Consider the following 17,177-nt stretch of genomic DNA (forward strand, 5'->3'; position numbering starts at 1 on the left):
CCTAGGCAGGTGTGGGGCGCCTACCGAATCGGACGAAGGGTATGTCAATGACAACACTCCATTACGCCTCGGGCGGGTCGGCCTCCGAGGTCGCGAAAGCCGGATTCAATCTTGTTGATGTATCTTCCTTGGACCAGCTCAACGCCTTGCCGGCCGGCCAGAAAGGCCTCGTGTGGCTCAATGAAGCCGATGGTGCAACCTCCTCCTTTATCCAGAAGGTCACGCCCTTCATCGGCAACCCGAAAGTGTTTGGCTTCTTCCTCGTCGATGAGCCGGACCCGACCGGCAAATGGGGAACTTATGCCACCGCCGCTGATCTGAAGGCGGAGTCAGACTGGATCCACAGCCACCTGCCCGGCGCCAAGACCTTCATAACCATGATGAACATGGGGTCTTCCGCTAACCCCGACTTTTCAAACACATTCAATCCTGCCAACACGCATATCGACTATTACGGCTTGGATCCCTACCCGGTACGGACCGGAACAAGCACGATTGACTACAACATGATCGACAGGACTGTGGCGGCGGCCGTCGCCTCGGGCATCCCGCTCAGTCAGGTCGTTCCCGTGTATCAGACCTTCGGCGGCGGCGACTGGACGACCGACACGGGCGGTCGCTATGTCCTGCCCAGCGTTGCTCAGGAAAAGACTATGTTGGACCACTGGGCCAAGGTAGCGCCTTCGCCCGCCTTCGACTATGCCTATGCTTGGGGTTCTCAACAGGGCGACACGGCGCTTGAGAGCTCGCCGACGCTGCAGGCTCTGTTCCTTCAACACAACCAGAGCACCGCAAGCGGTCCTTCGGCCAGCGAACCGACGCCGCCGCCTACCAGCACAGTGCCTCCGCCCACAAGTGTCCCTCCGACCAGCACCGGCGATCACATTTTCTACGGCACGGGTAGCGCGGATGTGCTTCGCGGCACCGCTGGCGCGGACACGATGATGGGCCGCGGCTACAACGACACCTACTATGTCAACAACGCCGGCGACAAGGTGGTGGAACTGCGGCACAGCGGCAACGATAGCGTGCTGGCATCGGTCAGCTACGCGCTGTCGGCCGGTTCGCAGGTCGAGCATCTTGCGACCACCAGCAAATTGGGAACTGCCGCCATCAAGCTCACGGGAAACGAATTCGCCCAAACCATTGATGGCAATTCCGGGAGCAACACTATCAACGGCGGTGGCGGGAGAGACGTTCTGACGGGACATGGCGGCAACGACGTCTTTGTCTTCGATTCGGCTCTCAAGGTCGGCAATATCGACAAGGTCACCGATTTCAAAGTGGGCCACGACAAGATCCAACTCGACCACACTGTGTTTGCCGGCCTGCATACCGGCGCCCTCCCCTCTTCGGCGTTCTACGCCGGCAGGGCCGCGCACGACAGCGGCGATCACATCGTCTATAACAGCACGACCGGCGCGCTTTCCTTTGACAGCGACGGCTCCGGCGGCGCACATCAGATCCAATTTGCCACTCTATCGCCACACTTGGCTCTGACGGCGTCCTCGTTCATCGTGACGTGACCGCGGGAACGTCAGCCTGAGCAAGATGGTCTGACGTTCTTGAATATGGCTGACGGAACCAACAAGCCCCGCCGAGCTTGTAGTTGGTATGAGCGCGCGCGGCATCGAATTCCTGCAGAAATGGATAGAGGATAAGATCCCGCTCTACACCAAGGCCGATCCGGCTCTTGCGGCGAAACTTGCGGACCAAGCAACGGCGGATGCCATCAGAGCGGGAATCCGCCCCGAGGAAATTTCTGAGGAAGTCGGAAGCATGTTGACGACCATGCTCGAAGTGCTCGATCAGCACGATTCGACATGATTGCGCGCTTGGCGGCAGATGCTGCCCGGCTTGGCGCCAAATGCATAAAATGTGTCATGGATCATAGGTTATGGGCCAGCCTAGACAGCATGACCAACATGCTCGCCCAGAACGCGCGCGACGACCCCGTCCACGTCGTGAGGTTCAGCACCATTGACTTGTATCAACGGCCATCGGTCCTGGCGCAGGCACTCGCCGACCTCTCTTGAGATTTCGGCCTGCCTTAATCCTTTGTCCACGCCAAGTTCGAACAGCATAACCTCGAGGAGCGGTTGCTGCGCATGCCTATCCACAAGACGGCGGCGTAGCGTTTCCTGCGGCGCGTCGAGTTGCACAACGAGATCCGGCCGCGGCAGGAACGCCAGGCACTTGCGGACCGCCTCCAGGCTTGGAGTTCTAGCCAGCACACCCAGCGCACACAAAGCCTGAATCATGCCCTCTTCGAAGATGAAGCAACCGGGCGACTCCCGCGCTTGGCGCCAGGACTGGCACAGTTGGGCGATGTCGACCTTCATGCGCCATGACCACACGCGGCTTCGAAGAGGGATCGATGCCAGAAGCCGGGCCGCGACACTGTCCTTTGGCAAGGTCGACAGCAAGATAGGACCGGATGTGGCAATCTTCTTGCCAATTCGCCCTATGCCGTGGCGGATTTCCGGAGCGTCATCCTGAGCCGATCCAGGTTCAATCAGGCGATACCCATTTACTGTCTTCACATTGATGCCGTGTCTCGCCAGCCCGTGGCAGAGGCCGCGAAGCAGCGTAGTTTTACCCGCGCCAGGCGGCCCAAACAACTCGATGATCATATGCTCTCGTCTCCGAACGAGCAGTCATTCCCCTACCGATCAAGCTTAGCCGGATTTCAGATCACACCAACGTTCATTTGAATGATTGTTCCAATCAGTGAATCTGGGCACCGAGCCCGGATTCTAGCGGAGATGCCGATCGCATCCGTTCGCCTGGGCATGCCGTCTTGCGCTCCACGGAGCTTGCAAGGAAAAACGACCGGTGCTGGACACAAATGGCAAAACATCTGAAGGACGCTCGGGAAGCGCTGGCTAGGCAAGATCGAGGCATCATCCGAATGATTGATGAAAAGATCTCCGCGGCGAGCGATGTTCGACCGTCAGCTTGGCGGGGCCCTGAATGTCCTCAGTGTGTTTGCATTCGGAAGTGGCAAATCAAAACCTACAGGTGGATCTGCGACCCACCCGAAGGTGGTCAGTCGTTCCCGAATATGAGCTTGACCAAGGGGGGCCAGTCTGGCGCCGTTACCGACAGATGGGTGCCAAATTTGCGGACATTCCAATCTTCGATCACCTTGGAGATGTCGCCAGGCGGTATCCTGACAAGCTCGCAATCAGCGACGGCGCCAACCGCCTGACTTTTTCTGAGCTTTTCCGGGCGGTCGAGACGCTGGCAACTCATATCGGTGCCGTCGTCCCCGAAGGGCAGGCCATCGGCATCCTGCAAGCAAACTCCGCTTGGTATCCTGTGGCGATCTTGGCGACCATGACGGCGGGACGGCCTTCGGTTCCGCTCAACACAAGAGATCCCGCCTCTCGCATTTTCGATATAGTCAGTGCCGCGCGGCTCGGCGCAATTATAGGCGCCGAAAATGTTCGCCCGGTCGAATTGGCCCAGGAGATCGTCTGGATCGATATTGCCGCCGCCGTGGCGCCCAACGATCAACACCCGGAACAGCAGCATAAGCACCCTATCGTTTCGGTCGATGCGCCTGCATTGGTGCTTTACACTTCAGGTAGCACCGGGCGCCCCAAGGGAATCGTCAACAGCCAACGAAGCCTGCTATGGCGGGTCCGGCAATATGTCGATGCGTGCCATATCAGCGCGGATGACGTTTTCCTGCCGCTGACCGGGCCAGCCACGATCGCCGGTTGCCGGGAGATCTTTGCGGCGCTGCTGACGGGCGCCACTTTGCATCTTCTCGAGGTGGAGGCTGTCGGCCTGCGCGCTACGCGCGCTCGATTGCAGTCCGAAGGTGTGACGATCGCCTATCTTGTGCCGGCACTGCTTCGAGCCCTCCTGGCTGAGGCGCCCGCCGACGCTTCCTGGCCGCTCAGAGTGGCCCGGATCGGTGGGGAGAAAGTGTCATGGACGGACATCGCTTTGCTGCGCAAAGCCGTTTCGGACCAGTGCCTGATCCAGATCGGCTACTCATCGACTGAAACCATCGGTTCGCAATGGTTCTTGCCGCCTGACTGGCCCGAGCAAGACGCGTCGGTTCCCGTCGGCAGGCTGCTCCCTGGTATGGCATTCGCTATCGTCGACGAAGCGGAGCGCAATGTAGGGCCAGGCGAAAGTGGAGAGCTTCTGATCAAAAGCCGCTATGTCCTGCTCGGTCATTGGGAGAACGGTGTGGTCGTTCCCGCGCAGCCGGACCCCGACGATCCCGAGGCTCGGCTTTTTTCCACCGGGGACCTCGTTCGGCTCGACGATGATGGCATCTTGAGGATCGTCGGCCGCAAAGGGCGCCAGATCAAGATCAATGGTCGACGCATCGAGCCCGCCGAACTCGAACGGGTCTTGCGTTGCGCGCCTTCGGTGGCGGATGCCGTGGTGATGGTAACGGCCGCGCAGGAACTCATCGCCTTCGCGGTTCCCCAGCGCTTCGCAGGCGGCGCTTTTGCAGACGACCTTCGCCAGCTCCTCAGAATGACCTTGCCGGCACCATTGCGTCCCTTGCGATTGCACACCGTTGACGCAATCCCACGCCTGTCGGGAGGTAAGGTCGATTTGGCAACACTGGCCGAGATAGATCGTTCGCACGGAAGGAGGGCGCGAGCCGCCCGGTCGTCCACTCTCGATGCTCGGCCCGCCGGAGGAGCAAAGGACACGCGTCAAATAGTGCAGCACGCGTGGACGCAGGTTCTCAACACAGGCACTGCCACGGGAAACTGGGATGATGCTGGAGGAGATTCGCTGCAGCTGCTGCACTGCGTCATGGCGATCGAAAACGCCATCGGGCAAGAGCTGGGCCTCGAGGCATTCACCGTGGGCATGAGCTTGGACGAGATGGTTGAGGCGGTCGTCTCTGCACGGTTGGGCGAAGGGCGCGAAAAGAAGCACCACCCCCCGGTTCTTTTCCTGTTTCCAGGGTCCGTTGGCTATGGTCCGAGCCTGGCTGCGTTCGCAGCCGCCATGGCGAAAGTCGCCCGTGTAAACCCGATCCGATATCCGAGCCTTGCGGCGATACTGGACGGACACAACAGCCTAAGCGCCATGGCTGGCGCCGCACTCGAGCAGATAAGCCGCATCCAACCTGCGGGCCCCGTGCGACTTCTCGGCCATTCTCTGGGTGGCGCGGTTGCATTCGAGGTTGCCGCACGGCTCATGAAGGCCGGGCGAACGGTGCGGTTCCTGGGCATCCTCGACACGAGCCTCCTGCACGAGCCGAGCAACCACTGGGAGACACTTACCCGTACGTTCTATCGTATTCGCACCAACCGCATATCCGCGCACCGGATGGCTTGCAGAGCCCTTGCGAAGATCACCGTCGCCGTGGGCGGCGAAGCGCGTCTGGCCAGGATTCTAGACAGATTTGCCAATGGAGAGTTCAACCCGACGATCTTCAGGACCAAACTGGAACTGCAGGAGGTTTTAAGGGCGAAGTCATTCTTCCAGTGGCTTGAGGCACCGAAACCGGCTCTGCCCCTCTCCGGTACCTTGTTCCGATGTCGCAGGGAGGGAATGCCGCGGGCCTTGGGCTGGGACAGCGTCTTGGCACACCTGGACGTCATTTCGATCAAGGGCAGCCACATCGACCTTGTCGTCGAACCAAACCTTGCCACCAACCGTCCGCTTATCGAGACGGCCATCGTGCAGACCTATTCCCCCGCCGAATCTCGCAAAAGGGAGGACTTGTCATCGACATAATTCCGGAATTCAGCAAGGACATGCTGGCGCTCGATGCCGGCGCGGAGGTCGATCGCATCGTTGACACCTTGCGCACTCAGGTTCTCGGCACCCTGCATCGTCGCGGCGTGGTTGTCGGTCTTTCCGGCGGTATCGACAGCTCCGTCGTCGCGACCTTGTGCATGCGCGCGTTCGGGAAAGACAAGGTCCTGGGACTGTTCATGCCGGAGCGGGATTCTTCCGGCGACTCCCTGAGACTTGGCCGCCGCGTCGCGGCACAGCTTGGCATTGAAAGCGTCCTTGAGGACATAGCACCGGCACTGGAGGCCATCGGCGCCTACCGCCGGCAGATCGATGCGATCCAGACCGTCGTTCCCGACTATGGGAAGGGTGGAAATGCAAGCTGGTGATCGCGTCGGTTCTGGAGAGCAGCGGGCTCAATATAACCCGCCTCACGGTCCAGGATCCGCAGGGTAAAGTAGATACCGTGCGTCTGCCGCCAGCTGCCTATCTGCAGATCGTTGCTGCGACAAACTACAAGCAGCGCCTGCGCAAAATGACGGAATACTATCACGCCGACCGCCTCAAATACGCGGTTGTCGGCACTCCAAATCGCCTCGAGTACGACCAGGGCTTTTTCGTCAAGCAGGGCGACGGAGCCGCCGACGTGATGCCGATCGTTCACCTTTACAAAACCCAGGTTTATCAACTCGCGGAATATCTCGAGGTGGATGATGAAATCCGGCAGCGGCCACCGACCACCGACACCTTTTCCATGACCCAAAGCCAGGAAGAATTCTATTTCGCGCTGCCCTATCACCTGATGGATCTATGCCTCTACGGCCTGAACCACGGGGTCGCCAGCAATGAGCTCGCGGCGGTTGCTGGCCTCACCGAGCCCCAGCTTCAGAAAGTGTTCAAGGACATCGAAGCGAAACGAAGGGCGGCCCACTATCTTCACGCGCGGCCTTTGCTGTCCGCGGAAGGCGGAGATTGACCGAGCATGTGCGGCATCGGTGGAATCGTGGCGCTGAATGCCACAGCGGCTTCTCCTTCGCGGCAGGCGCTGATGCAGATGATGGGCGCGCTGGCGCATCGCGGGCCCGACGGGCGCGGTCTCTACCGGGACAGACGCGCGGGGCTGGCGCATGTGCGCCTGTCCATCGTCGATCTTTCCGGTGGCCAGCAGCCGATGGCGGATACAGGCGATACGACGTGGATCGTGTTCAACGGCGAGATATTCAACTACGTCGAATTGCGTGAAAAACTCACGGCGCTCGGCCACCGCTTCCGAACCCGCAGCGACACGGAGGTCGCGCTGCACGCCTATCGTGAGTGGGGAGAAACGGCCTTCGAGCGGATGAACGGCCAATGGGCAATTGCGATCTGGGATTCAGTGGCCAATCGTCTCATATTGTCGCGCGACCGCTTCGGCATTTGCCCGCTGTATTTCAGCGAGCATGCGCACCGGCTTTATTTCGCCAGCGAAGTGAAAGCCATTTTCGCGGCCGATCGAACCATACCTCGCGCCCTTGATCCAGCCGGCATCGATCAGACGTTCACGCTCTGGACGGTCGTTCCGCCGCAAGGAGTTTTCCACGGAATCAACGAACTCGAGCCGGGTCGTGTCCGCATCTATCAGGATGGCACCGTTCGTGAGCGGATTTTTTGGCAGCCTTCCTATCCCGACAATTTCGGATCGCGGCAGGGCGAGTTCCCCGGGTCCTCCAACGACGCGGTGGACCGCGTGTCTAGCGCTCTTGAGTCCGCGACGGCGCTCAGAATGGTGCGCGCCGACGTGCCTGTCGGGTGCTACCTCTCCGGAGGGCTGGACAGTTCGCTTGTGGCCGCGCTCGCAAGGCGCTTCGCGGGCGATCGCTTCCAAACCTTCTCCTTGCGTTTTGCCGACGCCGAATATGACGAGACCCGCTTCCAGCGAATGGTTGCCGAGACGATCGGCAGTGAGCACCATGAAGTGGTCGTTTCGCGCAGAGATATAGCCGGAATCTTTCCGGAGGTAATCCAACACACCGAACGCCCGATCCTGAGGACTGCCCCGGCGCCACTCTTCCTGCTCTCGCACCTGGTGCGCGAGCGTGGCATCAAGGTCGTGCTGACCGGCGAAGGCGCTGACGAAATGTTCGCCGGCTACGACCTGTTCCGCGAAGGCAAGGTCCGCCGCTTCTGGGGGCGCCACCCGACTTCGACACGACGCTCTCGGCTCCTGGAACGCCTTTACCCCTATCTCACCCGCTCGCCGGTGCAACAGCAGGCGATGGCGCGTCAGTTCTTCGGGCGAAATATTCACGCTTACGACGCGCCGGGCTTTGCCCATGAAACACGCTGGCGAACCACCAGTGCCATCAAGCGCTTGTTTACGGCCGATATGCGGGCTCGAACGCAGGGCCGCGACGCCGTGTCCGAGTTGCTCGCCCGTCTGCCCGCGCAGTTTGCCCGTTGGAGCCCTCTTGCGCAGGACCAGTATCTCGAGGTGCAAACACTGATGTCGGGCTATCTGCTCTCCTCGCAAGGCGACAGGATGCTGATGGCTCACTCCGTCGAGGGGCGCTTCCCGTTCCTGGACGATGAACTTGTGAGGCTCGCGAATTCGCTGCCACCCTCCTTCAAACTCCGCGGCCTCGACGAGAAGCACGTGCTGAAGCGCATGGCGGCACCCATCCTGCCCTCCGAGATCATAGCCCGCAAGAAGCAGCCCTTCCGTGCGCCCAACGCGCTTTGCTTCGTCGGCGCAGACGCTCCGGATTACGCACGCGAGGCGGTTTCGCAGGCGGCCCTGCGCGAGGCGAATGTCTTCGATCCAAAGGCGGTCACGCACCTGCTTGCCAAATGCCAGGCCAGAACTGGCGATGGCGACCTGTCCAATGCCGACAACATGGCGCTGGTCGGCGTGTTGTCGACCCAACTTCTTCATCAGCAGTTCGTCGCGGGTTGTCCCAGTGCAACGCTCGAATGCACACTCAGCGTCGACGTCGACTGCGAACATCGGGAAGAGCGCCTGCATGTTGCATGATGCCGTACCATTGCTGCATGACTACCTCGCCCATTCAGCCGTCCGACACGGAAGTAAGGTGGCGCTGGTGTGCAACAGGCAGCGTGTCACCTACCTCGAACTCGAAACGCGAGCCAACGCGATCGCCCGGGACCTAGCCGCATCCGGCGTCGTTCGCGGTGATCGCGTGATGATCTTCGCCGACAACACCGTCGAGACGGTGGTTAGCTTCTGGGCGGTGCTAAAGGCGAATGCGGTGGTGTGCATCGTCAACCCGCTCACCAAGAGCGACAAGCTCGATTATCTGCTCAACGACTGCCGGCCGACGGCGCTCATCACGGACGGCCATCTGCACGCGATCTTCCGCGAGCCGGCGCGCGGCTGCCCGTCACTTCTGCGAGTGATCGTATCGGGACCGATCGACGACGTCGAACTCGCCCAGCTGCCGTTTGCCGTGCGCTGGGACGCCGCCCTCGCCAATGGCGCGGATACGCCGCCGGCACGGCAGTGCATCGATGTTGATCTGGCAGCCATCATCTACACGTCCGGGTCGACGGGCGAACCCAAGGGCGTGATGCTGACGCACAGAAACATGATGGCCGCGTGCGCGTCTGTCGCTTCCTACCTGGCGATTGCCGAGGACGAGGTGATCCTCAATGTCCTACCCCTCGCCTTCGATTATGGACTGTACCAGATGATCATGGCTTTTCGTACCGGCGCCCGGCTGGTGCTCGAACGCTCGTTCGCTTTCCCGGCACAGATCCTCGGGTTGATCAGGCAGGAGGGGGTTACGGGCTTTCCTGGCGTGCCCACAATCTTTGCCGCACTCTCCGAACTCAGGTCCCTCAAAGACCAGGATTTCTCGAGCATCCGCTACGTCACAAACACTGCGGCAGCCCTACCCCTCAAGCATATTTTCATGCTTCGCGAGCTGTTTTCGGGTGCACGCATCTATTCGATGTACGGTCTCACCGAATGCAAACGTTGCACCTATTTGCCGCCAGAGGACCTCGAGCGAAAGCCATTGAGCGTAGGGATCGCAATCCCGAATACGGAGATGTGGATCGTTGACGAGCATGACAGGCGGATAGGCCCCGGCGTTGTCGGCCAACTCGTCATTCGCGGCGCAACGGTGATGAAGGGATATTGGGGCAAGCCCGAGGCAACGGCCAGGAAACTCAAACCCGGCCCGCTGCCCGGCGAGCAGGTCCTATACACCGGCGACTACTGCCGGATGGATACGGAGGGTTACCTCTACTTCGTCGGCCGTGGGGATGAGATCATAAAGTCGCGAGGCGAGAAGGTGGCGCCAAGGGAAGTGGAAAACGTACTCATGGACATTCCAGGAGTCCGAGAAGCGGCTGTCATCGGTGTTCCCGACGAGCTCCTCGGGCAAGCGGTGAAAGCTTTTGTGGTGATGGAGCATGGAAGAGCCATTGGCGAAAGGGAATTGCAGAAGGAGTGCCAGAAGCGTCTGGAAAACTTCATGGTCCCGAAATCCATCGTCGTTGTGGCGAACCTGCCGATGACGGACACGGGAAAACTCAAGAAAACGGCGCTGTCATGATGCGGGGCCAGAACCAAGTCGCTGATTTAATGGTGACGCCACGGAGGACGAATTCATGTTGACCATCAAGGAACGCACCGGAATCTACAGCGAGCAGATTCGTAGTTTCTTGGTTTCAAATTTCTACGTCAGCGACGTCAAGGCATTGCTGGATGACGCATCCTTGCTCGATCAAGGCATTGTCGACTCGACGGGTGTGCTTGAGATTATCGGCTTCATCGAGGAGACCTTTGGCATTACCGTCGAGGATAGCGAGCTTCTGCCTGAAAACCTCGATTCCATCCAGGGGATCGAGCAATACATCATCCGCAAAATGAACTGATGGGTAAGCGTAACGCCCAGAGCAGCCCCGTATTTGGTCTGATTGTCGCAGGATTCATGCCTGCGTCTTGACTTGCCCCAGAACCACCCGGCCCTCGCCCGCTTCGTTCGAGACCGAACGGATGTTCTCGAATGCCTTGCTGCGTTCCAGCAGACCCGCTACCTGTCGGTCTTGGCCAAGCCCGACCTCGAAGAGCAGGATGCCGCCAGGCCGCAGGTATCGCGGTGCGTCTTTCAGTACGCGCATATGAATGCTCAGGCCGTAAGGGCCGGCTGCGAACGCCTCGCGCGGCTCAAGCTCGATCAGATGGGCGCGGTCGCCCTCGAGCCGCTTTTCAGAAATGTAAGGCGGATTGCAGACGATTACGTCGATAGTTCCGTCTAACCCAAGGCCGATGAGAGAGTCGAACAAGTCGCCCTGAAGCACCGAAAGACGCTCAGCCATGCCGTGATGTGAGGTGTTGCGGCGTGCCGTTTCGACGCATTCATCGGTGAGATCGCTTGCCCAGACAAGGGCGCTGGGCACATGGTAGGCGATCGCGCACGCCAGATTCCCAGTGCCGCAGCACATATCAACTATGCGCGGAGCCGGCAGGTTCATCTGATGCAACACACCAAGCGCGGTCTTGCCGAGCAACTCGGTCTCAGGCCTGGGGACGAGCGCACCGGGCGAAACCAGCAGTTCAAGTCCCATGAAGATGGCGCGGCCGGCGCCATAGGCATCAGCTACACTGAACTCTTTGCTCATGGCCGACCCCATCGCTTGATCTCCCCAGTATAGATCTGCGGCGCTCATGCGCCAGCCAAACCTGCTCCGAAATCATGAATTCTCAAGCCTTTCCTTCGAAAAACTGCAGGCACAAACTCGGTGCATCGCACTTCTGACGCTCATTGACCGACCGCAATCTCAGGTCGCCCAAGATGGAGAGAGAGAGAGAGAGAGAGAGAGAGGTGCTGCTGATGCTTTGAAGAGCCAATGGCGTGGTACGGAGGCTTTTAGATTTTGCGGATCGTGGAGAGGGTAAACGCCTATCCACCTCTGATGGAGCGGAGGCGCGGACCGCAGCTCCATTGACGCGCTAATCTTCGGCTCCAGTAATTCAGCAAGTGGTCGGTGGAAGCGCCTGCGCTCCAGAATCAGCCTCACCTTGCTGCATGGAGAGGTTACCTATAGGTTTGCGGACATGTCGAAACAACTGTCCGAAGGTCTCGGATCGACATCTCATTTCCGGTCAATCGCAGAGAGGGGCCGTGAGCGAAAGCGTGAGTGTTCTGATTGTTGAGGATCAATGGCTAGTCGCGCAGGACACTGCCGCGCGGCTGCGTCGCGCCGGTTATCAGGTGGTCGGACCTGTGCCGTCGGTATCCGCCGCTCTGCGTCTTGTCGAATCGGACAAGATTGACGTGGCGTTGCTAGACATCCAGCTGAACGGTGAAACGGGTCTGCCGGTGGCGAGGATATTGCAGGCGCGAGGCATCCCCTTTGCCTTCTTGTCGGGATTTGGCCCCGCCGACGTTCCCGCGGCTTTCCGCGACTGCAGATTCCTGCCGAAGCCGGCAACCGATGCTGTCATCCTTGCTGCTGTCAGCGAGTTGGCGTCCCTGCGCACAGCTTCGCGCTGACATTCGCTCCGACCGTATTATTGCCGGAGTTGCGCCCTGGCGACCTGGTAGGCCGGGCGAGGTCAGTTTCACAAAAGGCAACATTGGCGCTTTGGCCACGAGGACGGCGGACTACGACCGGCGAGGACGGGGTTCCACTTCTCGGCCTGTTGGCGGCGATTTGGACTTAGGTCCGATCCCGGTCGCCAGAGGTCGGATTGCGGAACATCTGCCAAGGACCCACGTTCGGGGTTTGAGCACGGAGGTGCCGGCCGATCTCGAAGCGCAAGTTTCACGGGCAACTGTTGGGGAGTGTCGTGTAGTGCCGATTTCAAACGATATGGGGGACGAGTACCTGGAACTGGAATGTCCAAACTGTTCTCATGTCATCATAAAAAAGGGATCGTGGTTGAAGGTGATATCCAACTTCAACTGCACCCAATGCCATGCAAAAATCAGAATTGGTTATATGACCAAGCTCGCGCTTTTCGAGAAAAAAAGGCAAAGCATGAACCCGGCTGCCCGGTGAGAGTCCTGGCGGCCCGACAGTCGTTTGGGGTGGTGCGTTGAACCGTCGGGCCTGACCGGCCCGATGGCGGGGGAGCCAGGCCGGCTGGGTGAATCGTATACATTAGATCGTGCTTATCAAGCCCAAATACGCGGCGCGACATCGCCTGGTGGGCAACGGTGAAACCCGCGCCCGTATACGCGCTAGCAGGAACGTCGGCGGTCAACATGCCGCTCATTCGTAGAGAGTGCGAACAGCTTCATCAAACAGCTCCACCTCGGCTTCAACCTTTTCAGCCGCTTTATCGACCTTGTCGAAACGCTTCAGCATTCGGTTGTGGAGCATGGACAAGCGTGCGGCATGGTAGACCACACTGCGCTTGTAACCTTCAGAGTCGAGTGGTTCGAACAACATTGTCATGGCAGCAATCCTCAATGTTTTCCGTCCTGCAATCCTTCCCTAGTAAATCGTCAATTAACTCTTTCGTTCCGCTGGTGATGCGAAGGCGCCCGAATGAATAACTCGTTGCGCTGTCTCCAGACTGCACGAGCGTGATTCGTCTGTCCGAGGTTGGGCCTCAAGGCTTGCGCTTGCCTCGCCTGTTCGGCTCGTGCTGCGTCAGTCACGATGGACGGCCAGCTTCAGTTTTCAATCGCGTTGGGCGTGAGTTGAATACCGGCGCTGCCAAGAAATTGCCGATGATCAACCTGCTCTGTGGGACCGATCAACCCGTCAGGAGCGACGAACCGAGCCGGCTTGGATGATCGGCCCGCCGCTGGGACGCGAGCGGATCGAAGATCACGTCGGCAGGTGCTCTGCCCTCTCTAGGACGCCGGCGCCGCGCGCACTTACTGAAAAAACCCAAACAGAATAAGAGCGAGAAAGGCAAACAGCAGCGCTGCAGCCGCTAGCAACACACCTTTGTTGGAGCCCCGCCGAGGTTGAGGGTCAGGCACGAGTTTTTTCCGGTTTGGGAGTTCATTCATTGGACATTAATTTGCGGCTGCAAATTAGGTTCCGCTCATGCTTGGATGCCTACAATGCCGCCCCACAGCGCCCTACAGGCGCACGACCTTCGCTAGCCCTAGGCGTATCCGCTGGCCTTCTGCAAAGGATAACGCGAACGATTCCTGATTGAATGACCGGGCAATTTCCTGATCTTTCTCAACCACGCGGACGAACCATTCGCCCCAGGTTTCTGTCACTTCGACGCAAGGGACGGCCTTGCGGAATGGAGCCGCGTTATCCATCACAGCAGACCTACGAGCAATGGCAACGTCAGTTTTATAAGGCCACCGAATTCGGGATTTCAATGCAAAAGTCGATACGTGATCATGTAATTTACGGGATCAAGTAATTAGTGAGCAGCGGATCGCATTTGAAGTGCGCTAACGATCACCTATGTGCTCACCGAAGCATTGGGGTTCGGCCGACACGGTGATTTTGAACGCCTACGGCAATTCCTTCTCTGAGAAAGTCGCTGACCGGCATGATGGCGCACTGAACCAAGATGGCGGGCATGGGGCCCGGCTGCAAGCTGCATGGACTTCGGAAGACGCTGGGGAAGTACCTGGCCAAGGAGGGCGCGACCTCGAAACAATCGGCAGGCATTCTCGGCCACGACGTCCTGGACCACGTAGAGCTTTACAGCAAGGACGGAGCAGGAGCGGCTCGCCGTGGATGGCATGGCGAAGCTTCTGAAGCGGTTTGTCTAACCCACTGTCTAACCAGGTTGTCTACCCTCGACGCAAAGCCTTGTGCATGAAGGCGACTGGTGGCCCGGAGGGTGTCTAAAAATCCTTGATTTTGTTAGTTTTTTCTTGGGCCAAAATCAGAAATCTTCCCGTATCGTTCCGTATGTTTCCCGTGACGCTATGAAGTCCACTCCAGCTAACCTCGTTTGAGAACGTTCTGAGGCATGCTCTAGAACGGCCGCAGTGGTGCGGGAAGCATTACGAGGTTTTGGACGTACCTGCTGATGCCGTTGCTGCGTTCAAAGTTGCCTTTGCCAAGGGCGTCTATTTTAACAGCCACATCCGCAATCGTTATACAGTCCGGCTCGCGCCAGAGCGCTGACATCTGGAGACGCCGGGTTTGTGCAGGGATGGCCCGCGCCTGCTTCCGAGCGCGGGCCGACCATGATGAGTGAGGGGCCATCTTGGTCACCGGCAGGGACCGCTGAGAACGAGCCGGGTGTGACCGAACAGCCTCGGAGCGGGGATGTTCCCGGCTGACCCAAAAAGGCCGAAGGGCGCAATTAGCACCGACTTAATTAGGTCCGGATCATTTTAACGAATCGTTGACCGCGCTGTCCCAGAATAGGACGGCGCGGTCAAACCCCAACCTTGGCTGCGCAGGCGGCTTCGGCACTCAGTTCCACCCCCGAGCTGTCGGAGCCGCCACCCACCCCACACTTATACCAGCAATGGTTGAATCAACCGTTACTGCACGTGCTTTCATGGCGCTTCCCTGATCGTTAGACTTTGACGGATCAAACAGGGGATTCACAGATTCGGAGACTCGACCGATGGAAACGATCTTCGATGACATTGCCAAGTCCCTCAGAGCGCTCCGCACAGACGCATGGCGCCCTGTACGCGCCTTCGCCATCGACATGGCCGGCAAGCTGTTCCTTGGCGTCGCCCTGGACCTTGGCTTCGGAATTGGCGATCGCGGGTTATACCCGACCTATCGGTTCGGGCGGTCCGTAGCCAAAGCGTTGTAAAGCACCAAACACGCCAGCAACGAAATGACGCTGCCCAGCAGGTCGCCTAGGGTCGGGCCGAAAAAATAGACAAGATCGAGCGCCAGTACCGCCATCGCTCTCGGACACTGCCGGACATTAACCGTTAGTCGCCGCTAATGTTCCGGTCTGGATAACCTGTTCAATCTTTTGGTTGAACTTGCGCCATTCGCCAACAATCCAAAGTTGGGCGAAGCAATCAAGCTTGCGAATGAATACGCCTCCGGAGACGTCCCCATCGGCCAAGAGGTTTTGAGGCCATCGGAGCGTCGCGGAAAGAAATGATAGAGAGTTGGCGAAAGAGGCGGAACGCTATCCGGTCTGGCAAGCTCGCTCCCACACCACGCAACATTATCCAAAGTACCGCGAGGAATAGGAATGGCTAAAGTCCGCAAACGCACCCTGCCCTCCGTCGAAGTCCGCTGGCTGGCCGACTATTTCGATGCCGGCGGCAATCGCCGCTCCAAGCAGTTCGACAAGCGCAAGGATGCCGACGGCTATCCGGTAAAGGTGCGACGTGACCTGCAGCTATGATTCGAATCCAGGTTCCCCAGAAAGCGATTTTTCCGTTTGATCATTAGAATATTTCGTGTCAGTCGGACGCACAGTCGGTAATTTTTGTTTCCGTTTCGAGCTTGCGGATGGCGCTTTCGCCGAGCGCCGGATCTCGGTTGAGGAAGGCTGTGGCCGGTGATCGTTGCGATTTCCGGCACCCAGGCCTCGACGAGCGCCAGGCGCGTTACAGCAGTCCCGCGAATGTATTGAGGGTCACTCCGACCACCCCGGCCGAGGCGCAGGCCTTGCGCCACGATGATCGAAAGCCATCGGAGGTCCATGGCACGCCGTCGCTGTTCAAAAGTATCTGCCCGACCTTGTCGCGCAACGCCTTGAGCGGCCCTCCGACGGGAATGACCACACGAGTTCCGGTCTTGGATTGCTGCAGGCGGATCACCTTGCCGTCATACTGCTGCCAAGTGAGCCGCAGCAGGTCGCCCTGGCGCCGGCCGGTCCACAAGGCCAGTGTGAGCGGCAGATGCAGGTGCGCGGGAGCGCTGGCATAGAATGCGGCCTCATCGGCGGCAGTCCAGACGTTAGCCACCCTGGTGCCGCGATAGAGGCGCCCGCCCTTCTCGCAAGGATTGGCTGACACAAGGCCGCGACCGTGTCCCCAGGACAGGATCCTCGCCAGCACCTGCCAGCCATAGTCTGCCTGTCGGCGCGATGCCTTGGCGCGCTCGTCGCGCCACTCCATGAAGATGCCGTGCGTGCGGCGGTCGCTCATGCCCGACAGCGGGAAGTCACCGAATTTCTTTCCGATAACCTTGATCAGCTTGACATAGTCGGCTTGCTTGCGCGGCGCCAGGTCATCCAAATCCGAGCTGGCCTGAAATTCATTCATCACGGACAGGAGCGCGCCCTGGCGCGGCTTGGCCTTGGTCGCGGCGGCAGCTTTGTAGGCCGCGATGAATTCGGGATCTCCAGGCTTGCCAGGCAAGGTGGCCCGCCCTTCCAAGCCCACTAGTAGGTGACGAGGCTGCCGTCGGCGAGTTGTTTCGTGCGGCTGTTCAGCCCCTTAAGACGAACGCGCATGATTTTTTATACACTGGTCGATGGGGTTTTCCGGTTCGCTCGTATGTGTAGCGGCGATGACCACGATCTTGCCCGTCGCCGGATCTATTTCTACCCTGCCAGGCTCCAAGTTGCCTTAGCGTGCGCTCTTGAT

General features: G+C 59.4%; 14 protein-coding genes and 1 pseudogene. 11 read left to right on the forward strand and 4 right to left on the reverse strand.

Annotation, left to right across the window (positions count from 1 at the left end; translation table 11 throughout):
* Window positions 1–47: 47 nt before the first annotated feature.
* Window positions 48–1,526, forward strand: a complete 1,479-nt coding sequence (locus tag NLY37_RS14980) for a M10 family metallopeptidase C-terminal domain-containing protein (protein ID WP_023701115.1) — start codon at window positions 48–50, stop codon at window positions 1,524–1,526.
* 88 nt (window positions 1,527–1,614) lie between these two features.
* Window positions 1,615–1,827: a DUF768 domain-containing protein gene (locus NLY37_RS14985; RefSeq protein WP_023733260.1), complete on the forward strand. Its 213-nt coding sequence runs from the start codon at window positions 1,615–1,617 to the stop codon at window positions 1,825–1,827.
* 80 nt (window positions 1,828–1,907) lie between these two features.
* Here NLY37_RS14985 and NLY37_RS14990 read toward each other — a convergent pair whose 3' ends face one another.
* Window positions 1,908–2,633: an AAA family ATPase gene (locus NLY37_RS14990; RefSeq protein ID WP_023741165.1), complete on the reverse strand. Its 726-nt coding sequence runs from the start codon at window positions 2,631–2,633 to the stop codon at window positions 1,908–1,910.
* 340 nt (window positions 2,634–2,973) lie between these two features.
* On the opposite strand from NLY37_RS14990, the gene NLY37_RS14995 reads away from it, so the two are divergent.
* From NLY37_RS14995 to NLY37_RS15015, 5 genes and pseudogenes are all read left to right on the forward strand, one after another.
* Window positions 2,974–5,724, forward strand: a complete 2,751-nt coding sequence (locus tag NLY37_RS14995; protein WP_023741164.1) for a non-ribosomal peptide synthetase — start codon at window positions 2,974–2,976, stop codon at window positions 5,722–5,724.
* A gap of 20 nt (window positions 5,725–5,744) precedes the next feature.
* Window positions 5,745–6,700, forward strand: a pseudogene (gene nadE / locus NLY37_RS15000) (NAD(+) synthase).
* A gap of 6 nt (window positions 6,701–6,706) precedes the next feature.
* Window positions 6,707–8,734: an asparagine synthase (glutamine-hydrolyzing) gene (asnB, locus tag NLY37_RS15005; protein ID WP_023741162.1), complete on the forward strand. Its 2,028-nt coding sequence runs from the start codon at window positions 6,707–6,709 to the stop codon at window positions 8,732–8,734.
* Complete coding sequence (locus tag NLY37_RS15010) at window positions 8,724–10,280, forward strand: class I adenylate-forming enzyme family protein (RefSeq protein ID WP_031245987.1); 1,557 nt, start codon at window positions 8,724–8,726, stop codon at window positions 10,278–10,280. Before asnB ends, NLY37_RS15010 begins: the two co-directional genes overlap by 11 nt.
* 55 nt (window positions 10,281–10,335) lie before the next feature.
* Complete coding sequence (locus NLY37_RS15015) at window positions 10,336–10,602, forward strand: acyl carrier protein (RefSeq protein WP_023670883.1); 267 nt, start codon at window positions 10,336–10,338, stop codon at window positions 10,600–10,602.
* Between the two features lie 54 nt (window positions 10,603–10,656).
* On the opposite strand, the gene NLY37_RS15020 is transcribed toward NLY37_RS15015, so the two are convergent.
* Window positions 10,657–11,349 (reverse strand): N5-glutamine methyltransferase family protein, encoded by a 693-nt coding sequence (locus NLY37_RS15020; protein WP_023741160.1) that lies wholly within the window; start codon window positions 11,347–11,349, stop codon window positions 10,657–10,659.
* A gap of 503 nt (window positions 11,350–11,852) precedes the next feature.
* Between NLY37_RS15020 and NLY37_RS15025 the strand changes: the two genes are divergently transcribed.
* Complete coding sequence (locus NLY37_RS15025) at window positions 11,853–12,224, forward strand: response regulator (RefSeq protein ID WP_023670881.1); 372 nt, start codon at window positions 11,853–11,855, stop codon at window positions 12,222–12,224.
* A gap of 345 nt (window positions 12,225–12,569) precedes the next feature.
* On the forward strand, window positions 12,570–12,773 hold the full coding sequence (locus NLY37_RS15030; protein ID WP_156933900.1) for a hypothetical protein: 204 nt from the start codon (window positions 12,570–12,572) through the stop codon (window positions 12,771–12,773).
* A 172-nt stretch (window positions 12,774–12,945) separates the two neighbouring features.
* Here the strand turns inward: NLY37_RS15030 and NLY37_RS15035 are convergent, their stop codons facing one another.
* The gene (locus NLY37_RS15035) at window positions 12,946–13,131 is read right to left on the reverse strand and encodes a hypothetical protein (RefSeq protein WP_023681021.1); all 186 of its coding nucleotides are present in this window, start codon (window positions 13,129–13,131) and stop codon (window positions 12,946–12,948) included.
* Window positions 13,132–15,238: 2,107 nt separating this feature from the next.
* Here NLY37_RS15035 and NLY37_RS15045 point away from each other — a divergent pair.
* Both NLY37_RS15045 and NLY37_RS15050 read left to right on the forward strand, forming a co-directional pair.
* A complete protein-coding gene (locus NLY37_RS15045) occupies window positions 15,239–15,436 on the forward strand; it encodes a hypothetical protein (RefSeq protein WP_023741159.1) in 198 nt (65 codons plus the stop codon).
* Between the two features lie 396 nt (window positions 15,437–15,832).
* Window positions 15,833–15,988, forward strand: coding sequence for a hypothetical protein (locus tag NLY37_RS15050; RefSeq protein ID WP_023741158.1), 156 nt, complete (start codon window positions 15,833–15,835; stop codon window positions 15,986–15,988).
* A gap of 205 nt (window positions 15,989–16,193) precedes the next feature.
* Here NLY37_RS15050 and NLY37_RS15055 read toward each other — a convergent pair whose 3' ends face one another.
* Entirely contained in the window at window positions 16,194–16,949 is a 756-nt protein-coding gene (locus NLY37_RS15055; protein ID WP_245259978.1) for a site-specific integrase, read from the reverse strand.
* Window positions 16,950–17,177: the final 228 nt, after the last annotated feature.

It is taken from the genome of Mesorhizobium sp. C395A, assembly GCF_030323205.1.
Lineage (GTDB): Bacteria > Pseudomonadota > Alphaproteobacteria > Rhizobiales > Rhizobiaceae > Mesorhizobium.

What these genes read in the sequence shown, in the direction of transcription:
- NLY37_RS14980 (WP_023701115.1), top strand. Translation starts at nt 48, where the DNA reads ATGACAACACTCCATTACGCCTCGGGCGGGTCGGCCTCCGAGGTCGCG.
- NLY37_RS14985 (WP_023733260.1), top strand. Translation starts at nt 1,615, where the DNA reads ATGAGCGCGCGCGGCATCGAATTCCTGCAGAAATGGATAGAGGATAAG.
- NLY37_RS14990 (WP_023741165.1), bottom strand. Translation starts at nt 2,633, where the DNA reads ATGATCATCGAGTTGTTTGGGCCGCCTGGCGCGGGTAAAACTACGCTG.
- NLY37_RS14995 (WP_023741164.1), top strand. Translation starts at nt 2,974, where the DNA reads ATGTCCTCAGTGTGTTTGCATTCGGAAGTGGCAAATCAAAACCTACAG.
- asnB (WP_023741162.1), top strand. Translation starts at nt 6,707, where the DNA reads ATGTGCGGCATCGGTGGAATCGTGGCGCTGAATGCCACAGCGGCTTCT.
- NLY37_RS15010 (WP_031245987.1), top strand. Translation starts at nt 8,724, where the DNA reads ATGTTGCATGATGCCGTACCATTGCTGCATGACTACCTCGCCCATTCA.
- NLY37_RS15015 (WP_023670883.1), top strand. Translation starts at nt 10,336, where the DNA reads ATGTTGACCATCAAGGAACGCACCGGAATCTACAGCGAGCAGATTCGT.
- NLY37_RS15020 (WP_023741160.1), bottom strand. Translation starts at nt 11,349, where the DNA reads ATGAGCAAAGAGTTCAGTGTAGCTGATGCCTATGGCGCCGGCCGCGCC.
- NLY37_RS15030 (WP_156933900.1), top strand. Translation starts at nt 12,570, where the DNA reads ATGTCCAAACTGTTCTCATGTCATCATAAAAAAGGGATCGTGGTTGAA.
- NLY37_RS15035 (WP_023681021.1), bottom strand. Translation starts at nt 13,131, where the DNA reads ATGACAATGTTGTTCGAACCACTCGACTCTGAAGGTTACAAGCGCAGT.
- NLY37_RS15045 (WP_023741159.1), top strand. Translation starts at nt 15,239, where the DNA reads ATGGAAACGATCTTCGATGACATTGCCAAGTCCCTCAGAGCGCTCCGC.
- NLY37_RS15050 (WP_023741158.1), top strand. Translation starts at nt 15,833, where the DNA reads ATGGCTAAAGTCCGCAAACGCACCCTGCCCTCCGTCGAAGTCCGCTGG.